At 60.4% G+C, this 18,497-nt stretch carries 19 protein-coding genes and 1 riboswitch; of the genes, 8 read left to right on the top strand and 11 right to left on the bottom strand.

The genetic code is table 11. From position 1 onward, the window contains the following. Positions 1-37: 37 nt before the first annotated feature. Both ACR0E6_RS06285 and ACR0E6_RS06280 read left to right on the top strand, forming a co-directional pair. On the top strand, positions 38-1,534 hold the full coding sequence (locus tag ACR0E6_RS06285) for a Do family serine endopeptidase (RefSeq protein WP_480581682.1): 1,497 nt from the start codon (positions 38-40) through the stop codon (positions 1,532-1,534). 161 nt (positions 1,535-1,695) lie between these two features. Then, positions 1,696-2,682 (top strand): DMT family transporter, encoded by a 987-nt coding sequence (locus tag ACR0E6_RS06280; RefSeq protein WP_480581680.1) that lies wholly within the window; start codon positions 1,696-1,698, stop codon positions 2,680-2,682. Between the two features lie 191 nt (positions 2,683-2,873). Here the strand turns inward: ACR0E6_RS06280 and ACR0E6_RS06275 are convergent, their stop codons facing one another. From ACR0E6_RS06275 to ACR0E6_RS06255, 5 genes are all read right to left on the bottom strand, one after another. After that, positions 2,874-3,542, bottom strand: a complete 669-nt coding sequence (locus tag ACR0E6_RS06275) for a Crp/Fnr family transcriptional regulator (RefSeq protein WP_170451495.1) — start codon at positions 3,540-3,542, stop codon at positions 2,874-2,876. Between the two features lie 136 nt (positions 3,543-3,678). Beyond that, positions 3,679-4,284, bottom strand: a complete 606-nt coding sequence (locus ACR0E6_RS06270) for an inner membrane-spanning protein YciB (RefSeq protein ID WP_480581677.1) — start codon at positions 4,282-4,284, stop codon at positions 3,679-3,681. Between the two features lie 16 nt (positions 4,285-4,300). Then, positions 4,301-5,203, bottom strand: a complete 903-nt coding sequence (locus ACR0E6_RS06265; protein WP_480581675.1) for an EamA family transporter — start codon at positions 5,201-5,203, stop codon at positions 4,301-4,303. 87 nt (positions 5,204-5,290) lie between these two features. Next, positions 5,291-6,430 (bottom strand): signal recognition particle-docking protein FtsY, encoded by a 1,140-nt coding sequence (gene ftsY, locus ACR0E6_RS06260; protein ID WP_480581674.1) that lies wholly within the window; start codon positions 6,428-6,430, stop codon positions 5,291-5,293. A 58-nt stretch (positions 6,431-6,488) separates the two neighbouring features. After that, entirely contained in the window at positions 6,489-7,124 is a 636-nt protein-coding gene (locus ACR0E6_RS06255; protein ID WP_480581672.1) for a lysoplasmalogenase family protein, read from the bottom strand. 130 nt (positions 7,125-7,254) lie between these two features. On the opposite strand from ACR0E6_RS06255, the gene ACR0E6_RS06250 reads away from it, so the two are divergent. After that, positions 7,255-7,650 (top strand): hypothetical protein, encoded by a 396-nt coding sequence (locus tag ACR0E6_RS06250; protein ID WP_480581670.1) that lies wholly within the window; start codon positions 7,255-7,257, stop codon positions 7,648-7,650. Between the two features lie 2 nt (positions 7,651-7,652). On the opposite strand, the gene ACR0E6_RS06245 is transcribed toward ACR0E6_RS06250, so the two are convergent. Then, complete coding sequence (locus tag ACR0E6_RS06245) at positions 7,653-8,294, bottom strand: glutathione S-transferase family protein (protein WP_480581668.1); 642 nt, start codon at positions 8,292-8,294, stop codon at positions 7,653-7,655. Positions 8,295-8,297: 3 nt separating this feature from the next. Beyond that, entirely contained in the window at positions 8,298-9,782 is a 1,485-nt protein-coding gene (gene xseA / locus ACR0E6_RS06240) for an exodeoxyribonuclease VII large subunit (RefSeq protein WP_480581666.1), read from the bottom strand. A gap of 76 nt (positions 9,783-9,858) precedes the next feature. Here xseA and purD point away from each other — a divergent pair, with 76 nt between their 5' ends. Beyond that, on the top strand, positions 9,859-11,121 hold the full coding sequence (purD, locus tag ACR0E6_RS06235; RefSeq protein ID WP_480581664.1) for a phosphoribosylamine--glycine ligase: 1,263 nt from the start codon (positions 9,859-9,861) through the stop codon (positions 11,119-11,121). Between the two features lie 92 nt (positions 11,122-11,213). Here the strand turns inward: purD and ACR0E6_RS06230 are convergent, their stop codons facing one another. Then, entirely contained in the window at positions 11,214-11,882 is a 669-nt protein-coding gene (locus tag ACR0E6_RS06230) for an FG-GAP repeat domain-containing protein (RefSeq protein WP_480581662.1), read from the bottom strand. 95 nt (positions 11,883-11,977) lie between these two features. Continuing rightward, positions 11,978-12,301 carry a 2Fe-2S iron-sulfur cluster-binding protein gene (locus ACR0E6_RS06225; RefSeq protein WP_039534845.1) on the bottom strand — a complete coding sequence of 108 codons (324 nt, stop codon included), beginning with the start codon at positions 12,299-12,301 and terminating at the stop codon, positions 11,978-11,980. Between the two features lie 127 nt (positions 12,302-12,428). Here ACR0E6_RS06225 and ACR0E6_RS06220 point away from each other — a divergent pair, with 127 nt between their 5' ends. Both ACR0E6_RS06220 and ACR0E6_RS06215 read left to right on the top strand, forming a co-directional pair. Next, complete coding sequence (locus ACR0E6_RS06220) at positions 12,429-12,794, top strand: OB-fold nucleic acid binding domain-containing protein (RefSeq protein ID WP_170451479.1); 366 nt, start codon at positions 12,429-12,431, stop codon at positions 12,792-12,794. A gap of 84 nt (positions 12,795-12,878) precedes the next feature. After that, positions 12,879-13,907 (top strand): VOC family protein, encoded by a 1,029-nt coding sequence (locus ACR0E6_RS06215; RefSeq protein WP_480581659.1) that lies wholly within the window; start codon positions 12,879-12,881, stop codon positions 13,905-13,907. Between the two features lie 31 nt (positions 13,908-13,938). Here the strand turns inward: ACR0E6_RS06215 and ACR0E6_RS06210 are convergent, their stop codons facing one another. After that, entirely contained in the window at positions 13,939-14,628 is a 690-nt protein-coding gene (locus tag ACR0E6_RS06210) for a glutathione S-transferase N-terminal domain-containing protein (protein ID WP_170451474.1), read from the bottom strand. Positions 14,629-14,651: 23 nt separating this feature from the next. Further along, positions 14,652-15,587 carry a DUF726 domain-containing protein gene (locus ACR0E6_RS06205; RefSeq protein ID WP_480581656.1) on the bottom strand — a complete coding sequence of 312 codons (936 nt, stop codon included), beginning with the start codon at positions 15,585-15,587 and terminating at the stop codon, positions 14,652-14,654. A gap of 133 nt (positions 15,588-15,720) precedes the next feature. Beyond that, positions 15,721-15,798: riboswitch (SAM riboswitch) on the top strand. Positions 15,799-15,863: 65 nt separating this feature from the next. Between ACR0E6_RS06205 and metZ the strand changes: the two genes are divergently transcribed. Continuing rightward, the gene (gene metZ / locus ACR0E6_RS06200; protein WP_480581654.1) at positions 15,864-17,054 is read left to right on the top strand and encodes an O-succinylhomoserine sulfhydrylase; all 1,191 of its coding nucleotides are present in this window, start codon (positions 15,864-15,866) and stop codon (positions 17,052-17,054) included. Positions 17,055-17,258: 204 nt separating this feature from the next. After that, positions 17,259-18,359, top strand: coding sequence for a GTP cyclohydrolase FolE2 (gene folE2 / locus ACR0E6_RS06195; protein ID WP_170630280.1), 1,101 nt, complete (start codon positions 17,259-17,261; stop codon positions 18,357-18,359). Positions 18,360-18,497: the final 138 nt, after the last annotated feature.

Genomic DNA, 18,497 nt, shown 5'->3' with positions numbered 1-18,497 from the left:
GGCGGACAACAAGGATTTGACGACAAGGAGTTCCCAAGTGCAGGCACAAGCACGCAGTATTTCCGTCCGGCGAGACGATGGTGTTGGTTTCATGCGGCTGATGTGGCTGGCATTTGCAGGGATGATCCTGATCGCGGCGCAAACCGTTGCCGCCTATGCGCGCGGGGAAAGCCTTGCGCCGCTGGCGGAACAGATCAGCCCGGCGGTTGTGAACATCACAACATCCACGCTGATCGAAGGTCAGACCGGACCGCAGGGCATCGTGCCCGAAGGATCCCCGTTCGAGGACTTCTTTCGCGAGTTTCAGGACCGAAACGGCGATGACGACGATGACAATCGCCCCCGTCGCAGCAATGCGCTGGGGTCGGGGTTTGTGATCTCCGAGGACGGTTACATCGTGACCAACAATCACGTCATTGCCGAAGCGGACGAGATTCTGGTCGAGTTCTTCCCGGGCGACGGTCAGCCCAAGAAAGAACTTCCCGCCAAGGTGATCGGAACGGATGAGAAAACCGATATCGCGCTGCTCAAGGTCGAGGCCACGGGGCCGCTGCAATATGTGCAGTTCGGTGACAGCGACATTGCGCGCGTCGGCGATTGGGTGATCGCGATGGGCAACCCGCTGGGGCAGGGATTCTCGGTTTCTGCCGGGATCGTCTCGGCCCGGAACCGGGCGCTGAGCGGGTCATATGACGACTACATCCAGACCGACGCGGCGATCAACCGGGGCAACTCGGGCGGTCCTTTGTTCAACATGAATGGCGAGGTGATCGGCGTGAACACCGCGATCCTGTCGCCCAATGGCGGCTCGATCGGGATCGGCTTCTCGATGGCCTCGAACGTGGTTGTGAAAGTGGTCGACCAGCTGCGCGAGTTCGGGGAAACCCGCCGTGGCTGGCTGGGCGTGCGCATTCAGGACGTGACCGAGGACATGGCCGAGGCGATGGGCCTTGAAAAACCCGGTGGCGCGCTGATCAGCGATGTGCCGGATGGTCCGGCCAAGGATGCGGGGCTGAAAGCGGGCGACGTGATCCTCAGCTTTGACGGGGTCGAGGTCGAGGATACCCGTGGTCTGGTGCGTCAGGTCGGCGAAACCACCGTGGGCAAATCTGTCCGCGTTGTGGTCAGCCGCGATGGTGCCACGCAGACCATTCTGGTCACTCTGGGTCGCCGTGAAGATGCCGAGCGGGCCGAGAACGGTGAAGAGGACACCCCGGACGCGCCAGCCGACGAAAACACCGACATTCTGGGCCTCACAATCTCGCCGCTCAGCGACACGCTGCGCGAGGATCTGGGGCTGGACGCGGATGCCGAAGGGCTGGTGGTGTCGGATGTGGACGAAGCATCCGAGGCCTATGCCAAGGGCCTGCGCGCTGGTGATCTGATCACAGAAGCCGGTCAGCAGAAGGTTGTGACGGTCGAGGACCTTGAAGCGCGCATGGAAGAAGCCCGGACTGCAGGGCGCAAATCCTTGCTGCTGCTGGTCCGTCGCGGCGGTGACCCACGCTTTGTGGCGCTGAGTCTGGAGGAATAATGGACCGGGCGCAGGAACGCGTCGTAAGGACATGAAAAGGGGCTCCGATCCGGGGCCTCTTTTTCTTTTGGAACGGCGGGGAATTGCGACCATCCATTATGTCGCAAACGGAAGTGACCTGACCCAAGGCCCGTGTTACTGGCCGGATGAAAGGGTATCCCGTGGCAGAACATCAGAAATTACAAAACCCTACCGTCGGCATCGCCTTCATCCTGTTCGGCATGTTGGCGATTTCGTTCAACGATATGATGATCAAGTTCCTGTCGGGCGGTTACCCTCTGCATCAGATGGTTTTCGCCCGGTCCTTTATCGGGATCGGCTTCAGTCTGGCTCTGGTTCAGTTGGAAGGCGGCTGGCGCATTCTGAAAACGGATCAACCCGGTCTGCACCTGCTACGGGCCATGTTCATCGTGGTTGCCAACCTCACCTTTTTCAGCGCCCTGGCCGTCATGCCATTGGCCGAGGCCACGGCTGTTTTCTTCGTGGCGCCACTAATGATCACGTTGCTGAGCATTCCGTTGCTGGGCGAAAAGGTCGGGCCGTTGCGCATCGGCGCGGTTTTGGTGGGGTTTGCCGGTGTGATCATCATGACGCGCCCGTGGGAAAGCGGGGCCGAGCGCTCAGTCAGCCTGTGGGTTTACGCACTGCCCGTGGCGGCGGCGTTCACCTATGCGCTGAACAACGTGATGACGCGATTTCTGGGCGCGAAATCCAAGGCGTCTGCAATGGCCGTTTATGTCCAGTCCGCGTTCATAGCCATCAGCATCCTGTTCTGGGCCGTGGCCGGGGATGGGCGTTTTGCAGAGGGGCTGGAGAACGAAAGCCTTGTGTTTCTGCTGCGGGCCTGGGTCTGGCCCGAGGGGCGAGACGTCTGGCTTTTTGCGGGCCTCGGTCTGAATTCTGCCATCATCGGCTATTGTTTGGGGCAGGCGTATCGCATGGCCGACGCGGCCACTGTAGCGCCGTTCGAATATGTGGGGCTGCCTTTGGCGATCTTTTGGGGCTGGGCGATCTGGGGCGAATGGCCCGATCTGCCCGTCCTGTGGGGGATCGTGTTGATTCTGGGATCCGGCCTGTTCGTGTTTCTTCGGGAAAAGCAGAAGAACCGAAAGGTGCTGCGCGGCAAGCGCGTGAACCGCCGGTACTGACACGTAAACCCGCCGTGCCACCCCCTTCAAAGTAAATGAGCCATATGCCGGGACAGCATATGGCTCAGGTACAGGGAGAGGTCAGTGGACAGATATCGGGGATGATTCTCTGACCTCCTACGGTAACAAGTTCACGCTAGCTTGAACTTGGGTTCTGTTCTGTGAACCAGTTCACACGGGCGCATCTGTCGTCAGATCAAATCCGATTCGGCCAGCTCGCGCAGGGCTTCGAAATCCTGAATCTGCAAACCGCCACGGGAGGCCTCGACCACGTTGTCGCGTTTCCAGGTCGAAATGGTCTTGGACACGGCTTCGCGCGTTGCGCCGACAAACTCGGCCAGTTCGCTTTGCGACAAGGTGATGCGTTCGTTGGGGTTGTCCTGCAGGTTGGACAGGTGCAGCAGCTTGCGGGCCAGTCGGATCGGCATCGGCAGAAAGACCTGCTCGTTCAATTGCGATCCCATCCAGCGCATGCGCAGACCGGCCAGACGCACCATATCAACGGCCAGATCGGGGTGTTGGCGGAGTTGGTTCATGACATCGCGCCGCCTAACGCGCAGAACGCGTGTGGGCTCGGCCGCGGCAACCGTTGCGGTGCGCGGGCCGCTGTCGAACAGGGCAATCTCACCAAAGACTTCGCCCGGGCGCATCAGGGTCAGCGACAGCTTGCGGCCGCTCATGGCGAGAAACGAAACCTCAAGCGTCCCTTCGATGATCGCGTAAAGCGCATCGCCTTCATCCCCTTGTTCAAACAAGGTTTCGTCTTGGTCCAGGGATATTTCGGAAGCAAGCGCCGAGAGCATATCTCGTAGCTCGTCTGAGGCTTCGGACAAAAAGCCACTATTGGGAAAGGCCGTCATGCGGGCGGTGAACTCCGGCTGTGAATGGTGAGTGGTGCCTTAACCTTTCACAGCTTGCCCGCTAAGCCAAGGTTTTTTGTATGGATTTGCTCTCTTTACGGTTGAACCCGACGGCATGTTCCACGGCGCAAACCGTTTATTGGCGGTCGGGGTCGTCCATGTAGTTTTGCAACAGGCTGAACTGCAGCATCAGGAACGCCATCAGGGCAATCGGAAAGCCGAAAGTTTCGATCTTGACCCACAGGTCGGTGGACAAGGTTCGCCACACGATTTCATTGGCGACAGCCAGCACGGCAAAACAGGCGCAGAGACGACGCGTCAGGATCATCCAGCCTTCGTGCTTCATCGGCAGCATCTCGTCCAGCACATAGGCCAGATAGGATTTCCCCTGCAGCAGTCCGATGCCCAGAATCGTCGAGAAAACGCCATAGACCAGCGTGGTTTTCATTTTGAAAAACCGCTCATCATTGAACCAGGCGGTGAGGCCGCCGAAGAAGATGACCATGAAGGCGGTGAAAATCTGCAAACGGCTGAGTTTGCCGGTCAGGAACCAAAGGATGCCCATCGCGGCCAGCATCAGCGGCACGAAGATGATGGTGGCGATTATGAACCCCGAATACTCGGTGCCGCCGATCAGGAAGCTGTCATCGCGCAGGCGCAGGTAGATGAAGAAGAAGGTCAGCGGGGGCCCAAGCTCCAGCACCTGTTTCAGAAACGGGTTGATGTCTTTTTTGCCTGTCATCATGTCTTCCTGCTGCTTACCCGCCCATTTCAACTATTACGGCGCCCAATGCAATCAATGCCATCAGGGCAATGCGTCTGGGGCCGACGGTTTCTTTCAGAACCAGCCATCCGATCAAGGCGGCGAATACGGCGGAGGTTTCGCGCAAGACGGCGGCCTCGCCCACCTTGTCCAGCCGCGTGGCCAGCATAATGGACCCAAAAGACAAGGGCGCGATGATGCCGCCCGCAAGCCCGCGCAACATCAGGGGCCCGATAGCCGGGCGATTGACCATGGCGCGCCATCTGAGGAAGGCGTAGATCGGCATCGCGGCCCCGTCGATCATGAAGAACCACGCGAGGAAAGTGAACGGGTCCGCAGTGGCGCGGATGCCATAGGCGTCATAGGTAGTATAAAGCGCCACAAACAACCCGGTAGCCACGGCCAACGCCAGCGCGATGCCAAGCGTTTCCCGGTTGGTCTCAAGAAAGCGCAGGTTGTAGATCGCGAGGCCGAAGATCCCGGCCAGAAGGACTGCCACGCCCAGCCATTGGGTGCCTGTGAAGGTTTCCCCGAACAGCAGATAGGCTCCGATCACGGTGAACAGCGGGCCGGTGCCCCGGACGACAGGGTAGACGACCGTATAGGAGCCTTTGGTATAGGCCATGGCCTGAAGCGTTTTGTAGGCGATGTGGATCAGCCAGACGACCCCAAAGATGGGCCACATATAGGGTTCAGGCCATGGCACGACGAAGAAGGCGAAGGGGGCGGCCATCAGGCAATAGCAGGCGTCGATAGCGCCACGCGACAGCCACGGGTCGTGGCGGCCTTTTTGAAGTGCGCCGAACGCGGCGTGCAGGAAGGCAGCCATCAGCGCCAGCCCAAGGGCAAGCTGGTGGCCCGCTTCGGTGCCTTCGAGTGAGATTAGCCAGTCGCTCAAGTATCAGATCTTTGTGCTGGGTGGAGAGGCTGGGGGCTGTCTGCCCCCAGACCCCCGAAGATATTTTTAGCCAGATGAAGAATCGGATCAGCTTTGGTCGAGGCCGGTGAGGGCGGCGGCGAATTCTTCGGGGTCGAAGGGCGCTAGATCGTCGATTTGTTCTCCGACGCCGATGGCGTGGATGGGCAGGCCGAATTTGTCTGCCAGCGCGACCAGCACGCCGCCCTTGGCGGTGCCGTCGAGTTTGGTCATCACCAGACCCGAGACGTCGGCCAGATTTCGGAAGGTTTCCACCTGGCTGAGCGCGTTTTGACCGGTGGTGGCGTCGAGCACGAGCAGGGTATTGTGCGGGGCAGTATCGTCGACCTTGCGGATGACGCGCACGATTTTGGCCAGTTCCTCCATCAGGTCAGCGCGGTTTTGCAGGCGGCCCGCCGTGTCGATCATCAGCAGGTCTGCACCGTCTTCTTGTGCTTTGGTCAGCGCGTCGAAGGCGAGGCTGGCGGGGTCGGACCCTTCGGGGGCGGTCAGAACCGGGACGCCTGCGCGCTCGCCCCAGACTTGCAGTTGTTCGACGGCGGCGGCGCGGAACGTGTCTCCTGCGGCGATGACGACTTTTTTGCCTGCGGATTTGAACTGGCTGGCAAGCTTGCCGATGGTCGTGGTTTTGCCCGAACCGTTGACGCCGACGACCAGAACCACCTGTGGGCGTTTGGGGTAGATGGGCAGCGGGCGGGCAACGGGTTCCATCACGCGGGCGACTTCCTGCGCCAGCAACTGCTTGATTTCGCGGGCCGAGAGTTTGCGGCCAAAGCGCCCCTCGGCCATATTGGCAGTGACGCGCAAGGCGGTGTCGATGCCCATGTCAGAGGCGATCAGCAGTTCTTCGAGCTGTTCCAGCATATCGTCATCCAGCGTGCGGCGGATTTCGGTTTTGCTTTCAGAGCGACTGAACAGACGACCCAGAAGCCCCTTGTTTTCAGGGACTTCGGGCGGCGTAGGCGCCGGGGTTGGGTCTGCGGGGGCAGGCTCGGGCATCTCGACAGGCTCGGTGGTCGGTACGGGCGTAGGAATCTCCGGCACCGGCTGCGGTTTGGGCTCGGGCTGTGGGATCACCGGATCAGCGGCGGTTTCCTCGCCGCCTTCTTCGACAATGGCGTCCAGCCCCTGTTCCAGGCGTGAAGAGGATTTGAACAGCTTGTCCTTCAGCTTTGAAAAAAACGCCATTTTCGATCTCCGCAGGTGTTCCCCCCACCTAATGCGGATTTACCCGAGTTGCAAAGGGTCAGGTAAAGGCAATCAGAAGCCCGGCTTGCGCCACCCAATAGAGCGGCCAGATCGCATAGGGTGTGAGTTTCAGGGCCGGGTGGTTTGGGGGCAGAAGGAACTTTTCGGTCGCCAGAACCAGATCCGAGGCGATGAATGCCAGCGCGGCTGGAAGGGCCCAGACCAGCATGCCAGTGGGCGGCAGGGATAGGACCGATATTCCCATTCCGAGAATGATGGGGATATAGATCAGCACAGGGACCTTCAGATCGCCGGCGCGGGGCGGGAGGATTGTCATGACGACGACACCCAGAAGGATCAGTGACCAGAAAACCCCCGGTCGATCAAGGATGAGGTCTGCGGCGCTGGCAGGATGAGACAGGAACAGGGCAATATAGGCGATATGGCCTGCCGCAAACGCGCCGATGCCTGCCATGAAGGTTGCCTCGGACTCGCGTGAGAGCAAGGCGTCCCCGACCGCGCAGAGCGCCAGCGCGACGATCAGCAGCATCGCGCCGCCTTCAAGTGCTGCGATCAGGGCCAGCACTGCGACCGAGGCGGTTTTGAGCACCGTTCGCGCAGCACCTGCCGGGCGCGGTGCCAAGGGGAGATAGGCCAGTGCGCATGCCGCTGCGATCCAAAACAGGACGGTCATGTCGTATCCTCTCGGTTGTTTTGGCCTACTGTCCTTCCTAATTTGCAGCCCGGGCAACAGGTGACGTTGAGGCAGGCGAAACCGGGCAATGCGATTAGCCTTGGCTGGCGGTATCTGACACTATGGTCGCATGTTGAGGCATCTTGCGATTCTACTGGCTCTCTCGGCCCAAGCCGTTGGCGCGCAAACAGCGCTTTCCGGGGCGGAGTTCGATGAGTATACGCGCGGAAAAACCCTGTTTTATGGTTTCCAAGGGAAGGTTTACGGGGTTGAACAGTATCTGCCCGATCGCCGTGTCATCTGGTCGTTTCTGGACGGGCAGTGCAAGAAAGGCATCTGGTATCAGCGCGAGGAACAGATCTGTTTTGTCTATGAAGACAGGCTGGATCCGCAATGCTGGGTGTTCAAACGGTCCGGCGGTGGCCTGATCGCGCGGCCAGACGGCGATCCTCAGGCAACCGAGCTGTATGAGATCGAGGATCTGGGCCAGGACATGGTGTGCCTTGGTCCCGAGGTCGGGGTCTGATCCTAGCTTACGCGAAGGTCGTCGTAGCTGATCATGACGTGTTCCTGATACGCAGGTCGCTGGCTCAGCCTGTCAAAGTAACGTTGTAGATGTGGCAAAGATGCCCTTGGGATGTCGATATCATAATATCGGTACAGGATGTGACCCAACTGAATGTCGGCCAAAGTCAGGTCAGCTCCGGCAATGAAGGCCCTTCCTGCAAGCTGCGTGTCCGCAATTTCAATTTTTCTTTCAAGGGTTTTTACGGCGGAGTTGATGGACTTTTCATCCTGCTTTGACTTGGCCGTTCGCACAACCTGCCAGAACACGGGAACGGTGAAGGCCATCGCAATGTTGATCTTGGCCCATTCGGTCCATTTGTCGACCTCGGCCCGCTGGACCGGGTCTTTGGGCCAAAAGATGTCGGGCCCGTAGCGGTCGGCGAGATAGCGCAGGATTGCTCCGGTCTCCCAAAGGGGTGGGTTGGGGCCGTCCCGTATCACGGGGATGGTGCGGTTTGGGTTCAGGTTCGCGAAGTCCGGCGTGTCCAGACCGCCGAAACGATGGCCGACATCGTGTCGTTCATAATCCAGGCCCAGTTCGCCGACGCACCACATCAGAGCCTGCACATTGGATGACGTTTTGCGGCCCCAGATCGTCAGCATGGCTTAGAACAGCGATCCCTGATCCGGGGTGTCCGCTTTGGCCTTTTTGGCAGGGGTTTTACCGGCCCCTCCGGTCGTCAGGCGACCATCTGCAAATTCGATTTCCAGAACCGGATGCTTGGCGGCCTGTGTTTTTGTCGTGACCACATCGCCTTCGGCGCGGACCACCGCATAGCCGCGCGCCAGAGTGGCCTTGTAGCTGAGCGTTTCTCGCAACCGATCCGTGGCTTCCAGTTGCTGCCGCAGGCGATCCAGCCGGGTGTTTTGGGCTGCGTTCAGACGCTCGGCCAGCCGGGCGGTGGCCTGCCGCTGTTGGTCGATCTCGCGCTGAATGGGGCGCAGGGACAGGCGAGAGGACAGGTTGCGCAGGCTTTCCTGCCGTGATGAGACGACACCGCGCAAGGTCGAAGGGCGCAGGTGGGCGGACATTTCGACCAGTTGCAGGCGGCGGTTCTGCACGCCCCGGTTCAAGGCCGGGGTCAGGCGTTCTGCAATAAGATCAAGCCGTTGTCTGGGGGTATTCAACAAGCTGTCCGGGCGCGGCAAAGCGCGGGCAACATCGCGCAGGCGCTGGGCGCGGCGCTGGACCGCATCGCTGGCGGCGCGGGACAGGCGGGCGCCTTGCTCGTTGGTCCAAGCCAGCAATTCCATCCGTACGGGCACGGCCAGTTCGGCAGCGGCTGTTGGCGTGGGCGCGCGGCGGTCCGAGACGAAATCGATCAGCGTTGTGTCTGTTTCGTGACCCACAGCCGAGATCAGCGGAATGTCCGAGGCTGCCGCCGCGCGGGCCACGTTTTCTTCGTTGAACCCCCAGAGATCCTCGATGGAGCCGCCACCGCGTGCGACGATGATCAGATCGGGTCGGGGCAGCGCGCCCCCGGGTGTGAGCGCGTTGAAACCTTGGATGGCGCACGTGACCTCGGGCGCGCAGTTTGCACCCTGTACGGCGACGGGCCAGATCAGAACCTTGCGGGGAAACCGGTCGCGCAGCCGATGCAGAATATCCCGGATCACCGCACCGGAGGGTGAAGTCACAACGCCGATGATTTGCGGCAGATAGGGCAGCGGCTTTTTGCGTTCAGGGGCAAACAGCCCTTCGGCTTCCAGCTGCTTCTTGCGCTTTTCCAGCAACGCCATCAGCGCGCCTTGGCCGGCAACCGCGACCTCATCGACATTCATGTTGTATTTGGACTGCGCGCCAAAGGCGGTCAGGCGACCGGTGACAACGACCTCCAACCCTTCTTCCGGAACCACCGACAGGCCCGAAATCTGACCTTTCCACGTGGTGCAGGCCAGCACGTTCCGGTCGTCTTTGATGTCATAGTACAGGTGACCCGAGCGCGCCTTGAACACACGTCCGACCTCACCCCGCACACGGATTCGCCCAAACGATCCTTCGAGCGTGCGTTTTACCTCGCCGGAAATCTCGGAAACCGAATATTCAGGGGTGTTTTGGCCAGGAATGGGGTCGTCTAGCAGGTCGGACATTTCAGCGCCTTGTGTCAAATGCCCGGCCAGCTTAGAACGCCGCGCAGGCGAGGCCAAGCAGATCGGAGACGACCCCATGAACATCCTTATTCTCGGCAGCGGCGGGCGCGAACACAGCCTGGCCTGGGCGGTGATGCAGAACCCCAAATGCGACCGCCTGATTGTTGCGCCGGGCAATGCCGGGATCGCTCAGATCGCCGAATGCGCGTCTTTGGATATCGAAAATGGCGGCGCGGTGGTCAACTTTGCCGAGGCGAACGCGATTGATTTCGTGATCGTCGGCCCCGAAGCGCCCTTGGCCGCAGGCGTGGCGGATCGGCTGCGTGAGGCAGGCGTTCTGGTCTTTGGCCCTTCGGCCGAGGCGGCGCGGCTGGAAGCTTCAAAAAGCTTCACCAAAGAGATTTGCGATGCCTCCGGCGCGCCGACGGCAGCCTATGCGCGTTTTACCGAGGCGGAACCGGCGAGAGCCTATATCCGCGAGCAGGGCGCACCGATTGTCGTCAAGGCTGACGGTCTGGCGGCGGGCAAGGGCGTGATCGTGGCGATGGACGAGCAGGCGGCTCTGGAGGCTATCGACGACATGTTCGGCGGTGCGTTCGGTGGTGCAGGGGCCGAAGTGGTCATCGAAGAGTTCATGGATGGTGAAGAAGCGTCATTGTTCGTGCTGTGTGACGGTGAAAACATTCTGTCTGTCGGGACCGCGCAGGACCACAAGCGGGTTGGCGAAGGGGACACCGGGCTGAACACTGGCGGAATGGGGGCGTACTCTCCTGCACCGGTTCTCAGCGCCGAGGTCGAGGCCCGCGCGATGGACGAGATCATTCGTCCCACCATGGCCGAGATGAAACGCCGGGGCGCTCCGTTTCAGGGGGTGCTTTATGCCGGTCTGATGATCAAGGACGGGCAGCCGCGTCTTGTGGAATACAATGTCCGCTTCGGCGATCCCGAGTGTCAGGTTCTGATGATGCGTCTGGGCGCGCAGGTGATGGACCTGATGCATGCAGCAGCCGAGGGGCGGTTGGATGAGACCCGCGTCAACTGGGCGGATGATCATGCGATGACCGTGGTCATGGCCGCGCAAGGCTATCCCGGGGCGTATGAGAAAGGGTCGGTTATCAAAGGCTTGGATGGTCTGCCTGAAGACAGCAGCAATATGGTATTCCATGCGGGCACCAAGGCGGTTGAGGGGCAGGTGCAGGCCTCTGGCGGACGGGTGCTGAACGTCACGGCGCGCGGTGAGACACTGCAAGAGGCGCGGGATCGGGCCTATGCGATGGTGGATGGGGTTGACTGGCCCGAGGGGTTTTTCCGCCGCGATATCGGGTGGCGGGCGCTTTGATCTGATTGCCGGGCTGCGCCCGTCTCAATTTTCTGGGCGAGGGGCCAGCCCCTCGCGCTCCCCGAGATATTTTTGGCCAGATGAAGAACGGATCAGCATTCTAGGGCTTGGGCGAGGCTTTTGGGGCCGGCGAATGGGCCGATATCGGTTTGGGTCCAATCGTTTTGGTACGTGATACTGATGATCCGGGTCCAATCGGCGCTGGCAACGATGAGTTCCGGACCGTTGGCGCAGGTGCGCAGGCCGCCTGAGATGAAATCCTCACCGATCTTGTGGTTGGTCAGACCGGGGAGCGAGGCGATTTCGGTCAGGGCATCGTCTTGGTAGCGCCAGATGCGCAGGGTTTTGGCAAGGTGAGGGCGGTCGATATAGGCAATCTCGATATGGCCGTCGCCGTCCAGATCAGCCGCTGCGATGAGGGCGAGCCAGCGGAAGCGTGTACCGATATGCGGTGTCGCGGCAATCTTTTCCCCGCGTGCGTCATAGACCGCGAGCTGTGCCCCGGTGTTGGCCTGGCTTTCGACGACAATGGCTTCGGGTGAGCCGTCTTTGGTGACATCCACCAGCCGCGGCGCGAGGTCTTCGAAAACGCGGTCTTGCGGTAAACGTATCGTCAATATTGAAGGGCTGGCGCTTGCGTCAGCGGTCTGGATGGTGAGTTCCAGCGCGCCATATTCGATAGTGTCGCCCAGAACGCCATGCGGATAACGAGTGGTGGGTTCTGTGAATCGGGCAGAGGCTATGGTGTCGGCGGTTGCCATGGGTGCCCCCGCCAGCCACATGCATAAGGCTGTCAGCGCGCCGCGAGCCCATCCTTGCCACAGGCGGACGGGCAGGCGCGGCGCTTTGGCATGCATCAGATCTGCTTTTCCGGCATCTGCACGACCAGACCGTCCAGCGCATCGGTGACCTTGATCTGGCAGGTCAGGCGCGAGCGGGCCGGGTCGGGTTCATAGGCGAAGTCCAGCATATCCTCTTCCATGTCATCCTTGGCGGGGATTTTTTCGACCCAGTCGGGGTGGATATAGACATGGCAGGTAGAACAGGCACATGCGCCGCCGCAATCGGCCTCGATGCCGGGGATATTGTTGTCACGCGCCCCTTCCATGACGGTCAGTCCGTTGGCGACCTCGACTGTATGTTCGGTACCGCCATGCTCGACATAGGTGATCTTTGCCATTGCGTGCGTCTTCCTTTTGCGATGTTCGAATTCTTCCTTAGTGAAGGCATTTAGGTCTTTCCAGTACCATTTGCGACTCGTGACGCCGTGTCTGGACTTTCCGTGTATATGTTCTATTTTTGTTCTTATGCTTGTTCGCCCCGTGGTTTCAAAGCGGGACTGGCCGCGCCCGCCGTCCTGTTTGCCGTCAGATCAGTTGACCGCACCGCCCGAGGGCGCGCGCGTGGCCGTGGCCGGGTTGGTGATCCTGCGGCAGAGGCCGGGGACCGCCAAGGGGGTGATCTTCGTCACGCTCGAAGACGAGACGGGTATCGTGAACGTGGTGGTCTGGCGCAAGATTTACGAGCAGTTCCGCCGCGCGGTGATATCGGGTCGGTTGCTGCGGGTTACGGGGCGGATGCAGCGGGCGCATTCGGTGACCCATGTGATCGCGGAAGAGATCGAGGATATTTCAGACATGCTGGATGTGCTGGTGCGGGGCGAGGGGCAATAAAGCAATCTGCGTATAGTGCGACCTCTGGACAGCCCGAATTTCCGGTCATAGCTCGGGTAGGTACCGAAACGGGAAGAGGGCGCTATGGCACACGGGCATTTTCTATGGACCGACCTGTCCACCTACGACATGCAGGCGGCCAGAGCCGATTACAGCGACGTCTTCAACTGGTCTTTCGGCGGCGATGGCGCCTACGACTTTGCCAGCATCAGCGGGCAGCAGGTCGCGGCCATCTTCCCGATGCCCGAGCGGTTGGCGCAGATGAACATGCCGTCTTTCTGGATGTCCTATATCCATGTCGATGATCTGGATGCGAAGGTCGAACAGGCACGCCGGCACGAAGGGGTCATCATCGAAGTGGAACCCCAGCCGTTCAGCGATGAGGCGCGCATTGCTCTGGTCCGGGATCCATCAGGCGCGGGTTTCACAATGTATGAGGGGCCGGATATCACCTCTGCGACGTCGGGGCCCGGCGCAGTTGTGGCCCGATTTCATCATGTCCCGGACATCGCCCTGATCGAACCGTTTTACGCGGATCTCTTCAACTGGCGCTTTGAGAAAAGCGTAGCAACCCCATGGCCCCGATACGATATTCGCTACCCCGACGGTACGGTGGTCGCGCAGGTCGAAGAGGTGCCCGAGGCCATCCGGGGAAAGTTCCGCTATTGGATGCCCTGTTTCGGTGTGAGATCGGCGGCCGACACCGTTCAGCACATCGAGGCGCGGGGCGGGTGCCATCACAATGACTTGCCGGACGAGCGTATATTGGTCTCGGACCGGCAAGGTGCCCATTTCATGATCCAGCCCGCGTTTGGTGCCTCGGCTGCAGCCGACGATAGCCAGACCTCTGACGGGACGCGCAAGACCTACGGGTTGGCGTGGAAATCGCTGATCGCGGTGACATGCGTTTGGCTTGCCGTGTTCTTGGATCTGCAGGTTTTCTGGGGTGTCCTGTTTCTGATCTGGACCTGGCTTGCCCTCAGAACCGGGCGGGCCGATTTTGTTGAGCCAATCGACCGCGCAACACGGCCCGGGGTGTTCTGGTTGATCACCGGGACGTGGATGGTTCTCAGCTTATGGGTGATATTGGCTGCGGTCGCGGGCGTTATTTGATCCTTTGGTCAAGACGGAAGGTTAAAACGGCTCACCGCTTGAACAAAACCCCCTGCGATTGCTTGTCCCGATGATCTCCGCGCAATTCCGCGTGTAGCGCACGACCGGCCTGAACGCCGGGGCGGGCGCTGACCGTTTCAAGCCAGCGTGCAAAATGGGGTTTGTCGTCCAGCACTTGTTGCTGCCCTTCCCACAGGCTCGCCCAGCCCCAGATCGACATGTCCGCAATCGAGTAGAAATCGCCTGCGACAAACTCATTCTCGGCCAGTCGGCGGTCGAGAACGCCGTAGAGACGGCCAACCTCGGCGCGGTAGCGGTCTTTGGGGTAGGGCAGATCCTGTGGCGGGTCCAGTTGCGGGGCGTATTTCAGAAAGTGGTGGGCTTGCCCCGCCATGGGTCCGACGCCGCCCATCTGCCACATCAGCCATTCCTCGACCGCGATCCGGTCACGCTCGGTTTCGCCGTAAAAACGCCCGGTCTTGCGGGCCAGATACATCAGGATCGCGCCGCTTTCGAACACGGAAACGGGCGCGCCGCCGGGGCCGTCGGGATCGACAATCGCAGGCATGCGGTTGTTGGGTGCGATCTTCAGAAACGCGGGGTCGAACTGGTCGCCTTTGCCGATGTTGATCAGGTGAGTCGTATAGGGCAGTCCCATCTCTTCCAGCGCGATGGACACTTTCCAGCCATTCGGCGTGGGCCAGAAATACAGATCGATCATGATGTCTCCTCAGGTAGAGGAAATCATGAGGTTTTCTGCGCAAACGGCAAGAGGGCTTGCGGGCGAGGCACCGCAAAAAGCCGTGACCAGCGGCGGCTCGGCTGGTCGGGCACACCGCGCCGCAATGCGGTCAGGCTCAGGCGCTTGGGGTCGCGCAGCAAAGCGTTGTAGGTGCGCAGAACGCCGGGTCGGGTATAGCTGGACCAGTGACAGATGCGCCGCTGCGGTGCCGCGAGGGGGAAGGCCAGAGTGGATAAGTGATCCACGGTTGCCGGGCAGTCGATCTGTAGCGTGACGGCATTGGGTGCGCTCAGACCGGCCCCGATGCTGCGATCACCCGGTGCAGGCGGTTGGATCAGCGTTTCGTAGAGGAAGTCGAAGAGGTCGTTTTCGCGACTGGTGATGTTGATGAATTCCGCCCGACGACCTGCGACAGTCTGCAAGGCTTCAACGGCGCGCGATTGGTAGACGGCCCCGGTCAGCGAGACAATTCGGTTCAGCGCCCCCGGCTGAATGTGATGCAGCGCTTCCAGCGCCAGTTCTGTGCCCATCGAGTGTCCGATGAAGTGGATGGGGCGGTCGGGGTTCAGCCTGTGCATCTGTTGAATGACATTGGCCAGAACGCGCCCGGCTTCGACCGCGCGTCGCCGCGCTGTCCACAGCGGGCCGCGCGCGTCCCAGCCGAAGGCGATGGCCAGCCCTTCATCCCGGAACCCTGCGCCAAAGCCCAGATGTTGCGGCCAGCTGGGGCTGTACCACGGCATTGCTTTGGGGCGCAGCGACAGCATGTGAAGGTGCGGGCAGGCGTTCGGGTCATCGGGCCGGTATTTGTAGCCATGGGTCATGATGATGACCGGGCCGCCGGTGTGACGCGTTTGGCGCAAGACCGCAGTTATGGGTCGGGGGCTGCCGTGCAACCGGGCGTTTCCGTCGACAGCATTGATCCTGATTACTGGCATTGGCTCTGCCTCATACAAGATGTTGTGGTGCTGCTTTGTCATGACGCTATGACGCTTCGATGAATGAACGATTACAGAACCGTGACGTTGCCCCGGTCGGGGTTGACGAATTCGCGACTGCGGCGTAAGGGCAACAGCATCACGTGGCGATTTGTTACCGGATTGCGGGCCACGCTAAACAACACCGCTAAAAGGTCAGGATGAAAGGCCCCTTTCGCTTGACCGCGTCAGGGGTTTTTTTGATGCGCCTTGGGGATCAAGGCCGAAAGGAATGACATGAGCGAGAGCTGGAACAAACGCACCCAAGCCGTCCATGGCGGCATCCGTCGCAGTCAGTATAATGAGGTCAGCGAGGCGATTTTTCTGACCCAGGGCTTCGTCTATGACACCGCCGAACAGGCCGAGGGCCGGTTCCTGGAATGTGGCCCGGACGAGTTCATCTATGCGCGTTACGGCAACCCGACCGTCTCGATCTTTGAGCAGCGCATTGCGGCGCTGGAAGGGGCCGAGGACGCGTTTGCCACCGCCTCGGGTATGGCGGCGGTCAATGGCGCGCTGACCTCGATGCTGAAAGCCGGTGATCATATCGTTTCGGCCAAGGCGTTGTTCGGATCCTGTTTGTACATCGTCGAAAACATCCTAACGCGTTTTGGCGTCGAGGTGAGCTTTGTGGACGGCACCGATCTGGACCAGTGGAAGGCCGCAATCCGGCCCGAAACCAAGGCCGTGTTCTTCGAGTCCATGTCGAACCCGACGCTGGAAGTGATCGATATCGAGGTCGTGGCCCAACTGGCCCATGCGGTGGGTGCTCTGGTTGTGGTGGACAACGTGTTCTCGACCCCGGTGTTCTCGCGCGCGATCGAACAGGGCGCGGATGTCGTGATCTATTCGGCCACCAAACATATCGACGGGCAGGGGCGCGCGCTGGGCGGTGTCATTCTTGGCACGAAGGACTTCATTCGCGGCACGGTCGAGCCGTATATGAAGCACACCGGCGGTGCGCTGAGCCCGTTCAGCGCCTGGATCATGCTGAAAGGTCTGGAAACCATGGCGCTGCGGGTCAACGCGCAGGCCGCGTCCGCGCAGCAAATTGCCGAGGCACTGGAAGGGCACCCGGCCTTGGACCGGACCCTGTATCCCGGCCTGAAGACGCACGCACAGAACGATCTGGTACAGCGGCAGTTGGGTGGCAAAGGCGGCACCGTCCTGTCGCTGGACATCAAGGGCGGCAAGGATGCTGCGTTTGCGTTCCTGAATGCGATGACGATCCCTGTGATTTCGAACAATCTGGGCGACGCCAAGTCGATCGCGACCCATCCGGCCACAACAACGCATCAACGTCTGAGCGATGAACAGAAGGATGAGTTGGGCATCACACCCGGTCTGATCCGTCTGTCGGTTGGGCTTGAGGATGCAGGCGATCTTCTGGCCGATATTCAGAACGCGCTGAAAGCCTCGCAAGGTTAACAAGGCGCTGCCGGGGGCCTGTCAGCCCCCGGATTTACTCTGCTGAATGGTTGTCAGCTACATTCGCGGGCGGTTTCTGACTGAAAATGCCGCAAATGCGTCACTCATTTCGATCCGGACTGCTATTGCACGCGTAGTAGGTTTATCTGGCAAATAACTTGCCGTGGTATATATCAATGACGACCAATCGAGGAACCTCAGTCCATGAATGTTCACCCGCGCGACATTGACACCCCGGATCGTGATGAAGCTGCTGCTGCCCTGAAGGTGCTGCGGAAATGGGCCGAGACTGCGTCGTCGCTGGAAATCTCGCAGCTTGATCCGGCGGTTGCGCGTCTATTGCCGGGGACGGGCGCGGTGAATTATCCGACCCTTGCGCGGGATTATCCCGATGGGTTTGCCGTGGACGCCGCCTATCGTGCATCGCTGCCCGATCTGCAAAACGGCCCGTCCAGTCTGATCCGTGGCGCAAAGCAACAGATTCAGCATGTGGGGATTTCCAATTTCCGCCTGCCGATCCGGTTCCACCGCAAGGACGGAGATGTCCTGACGCTGGAAACCTCGATCACCGGCACGGTCAGCCTTGAGGCCGAGAAAAAGGGCATCAACATGTCCCGGATCATGCGGTCTTTCTACAAACATGCCGAGCGGACGTTCAGTTTCGAAGTGATGGAATCGGCGCTGAGCGATTATCTGACCGATCTGGACAGCTTTGACGCGCGTATCCAGATGCGGTTTTCCTATCCGATCAAGGTGAAAAGCCTGCGGTCGGGGCTGGAAGGGTACCAGTATTACGACATTGCGCTGGAACTGGTGGAACAGAACGGCGTGCGCCAGAAGATCATGCATCTGGACTATGTCTATTCGTCCACGTGCCCCTGTTCGCTGGAGCTGAGTGAACATGCAAGGTCTCAGCGCGGGCAGCTTGCAACGCCACACTCGCAACGCTCGGTCGCCCGGATTTCGGTTGTCGTGGATCGTGACGCGGATTGCCTGTGGTTCGAAGACTTGATCGAGTTGTGCCGCCGCGCGGTTCCGACCGAAACACAGGTCATGGTCAAGCGTGAGGACGAACAGGCGTTTGCCGAACTGAACGCCGCCAACCCGATTTTCGTCGAGGATGCGGCGCGTCTGTTCTGCGCCGAGCTGCTGGCAGATCACCACGTCGGCGATTTCCGCGTGATTGCCAGCCACCAGGAAAGCCTTCATAGCCACGATGCGGTATCGGTTCTGACCGAAGGGCCGACATTCGAATCGGCCAGCCTTGATCCCAGATTGTTTGCGACTCTGTTCCACGTGGGATGAACCGCGGCCGGTAAGTGGCTGAAAATTCATCTCATAGTGCGACTACCAGCGTTTTTTCGCCGCAACGCAGCAGAAATGCTGCAATTGCGCAATGATTTGAGGTATGGATGGTCCTGAATGCAGCTGCGGCACGCCTGC

The organism is Ruegeria sp. AP12, from assembly GCF_056540025.1.
Note: the sequence above shows the minus strand (reverse complement) of the source record. Positions and strands in the feature narration are given on the sequence as shown.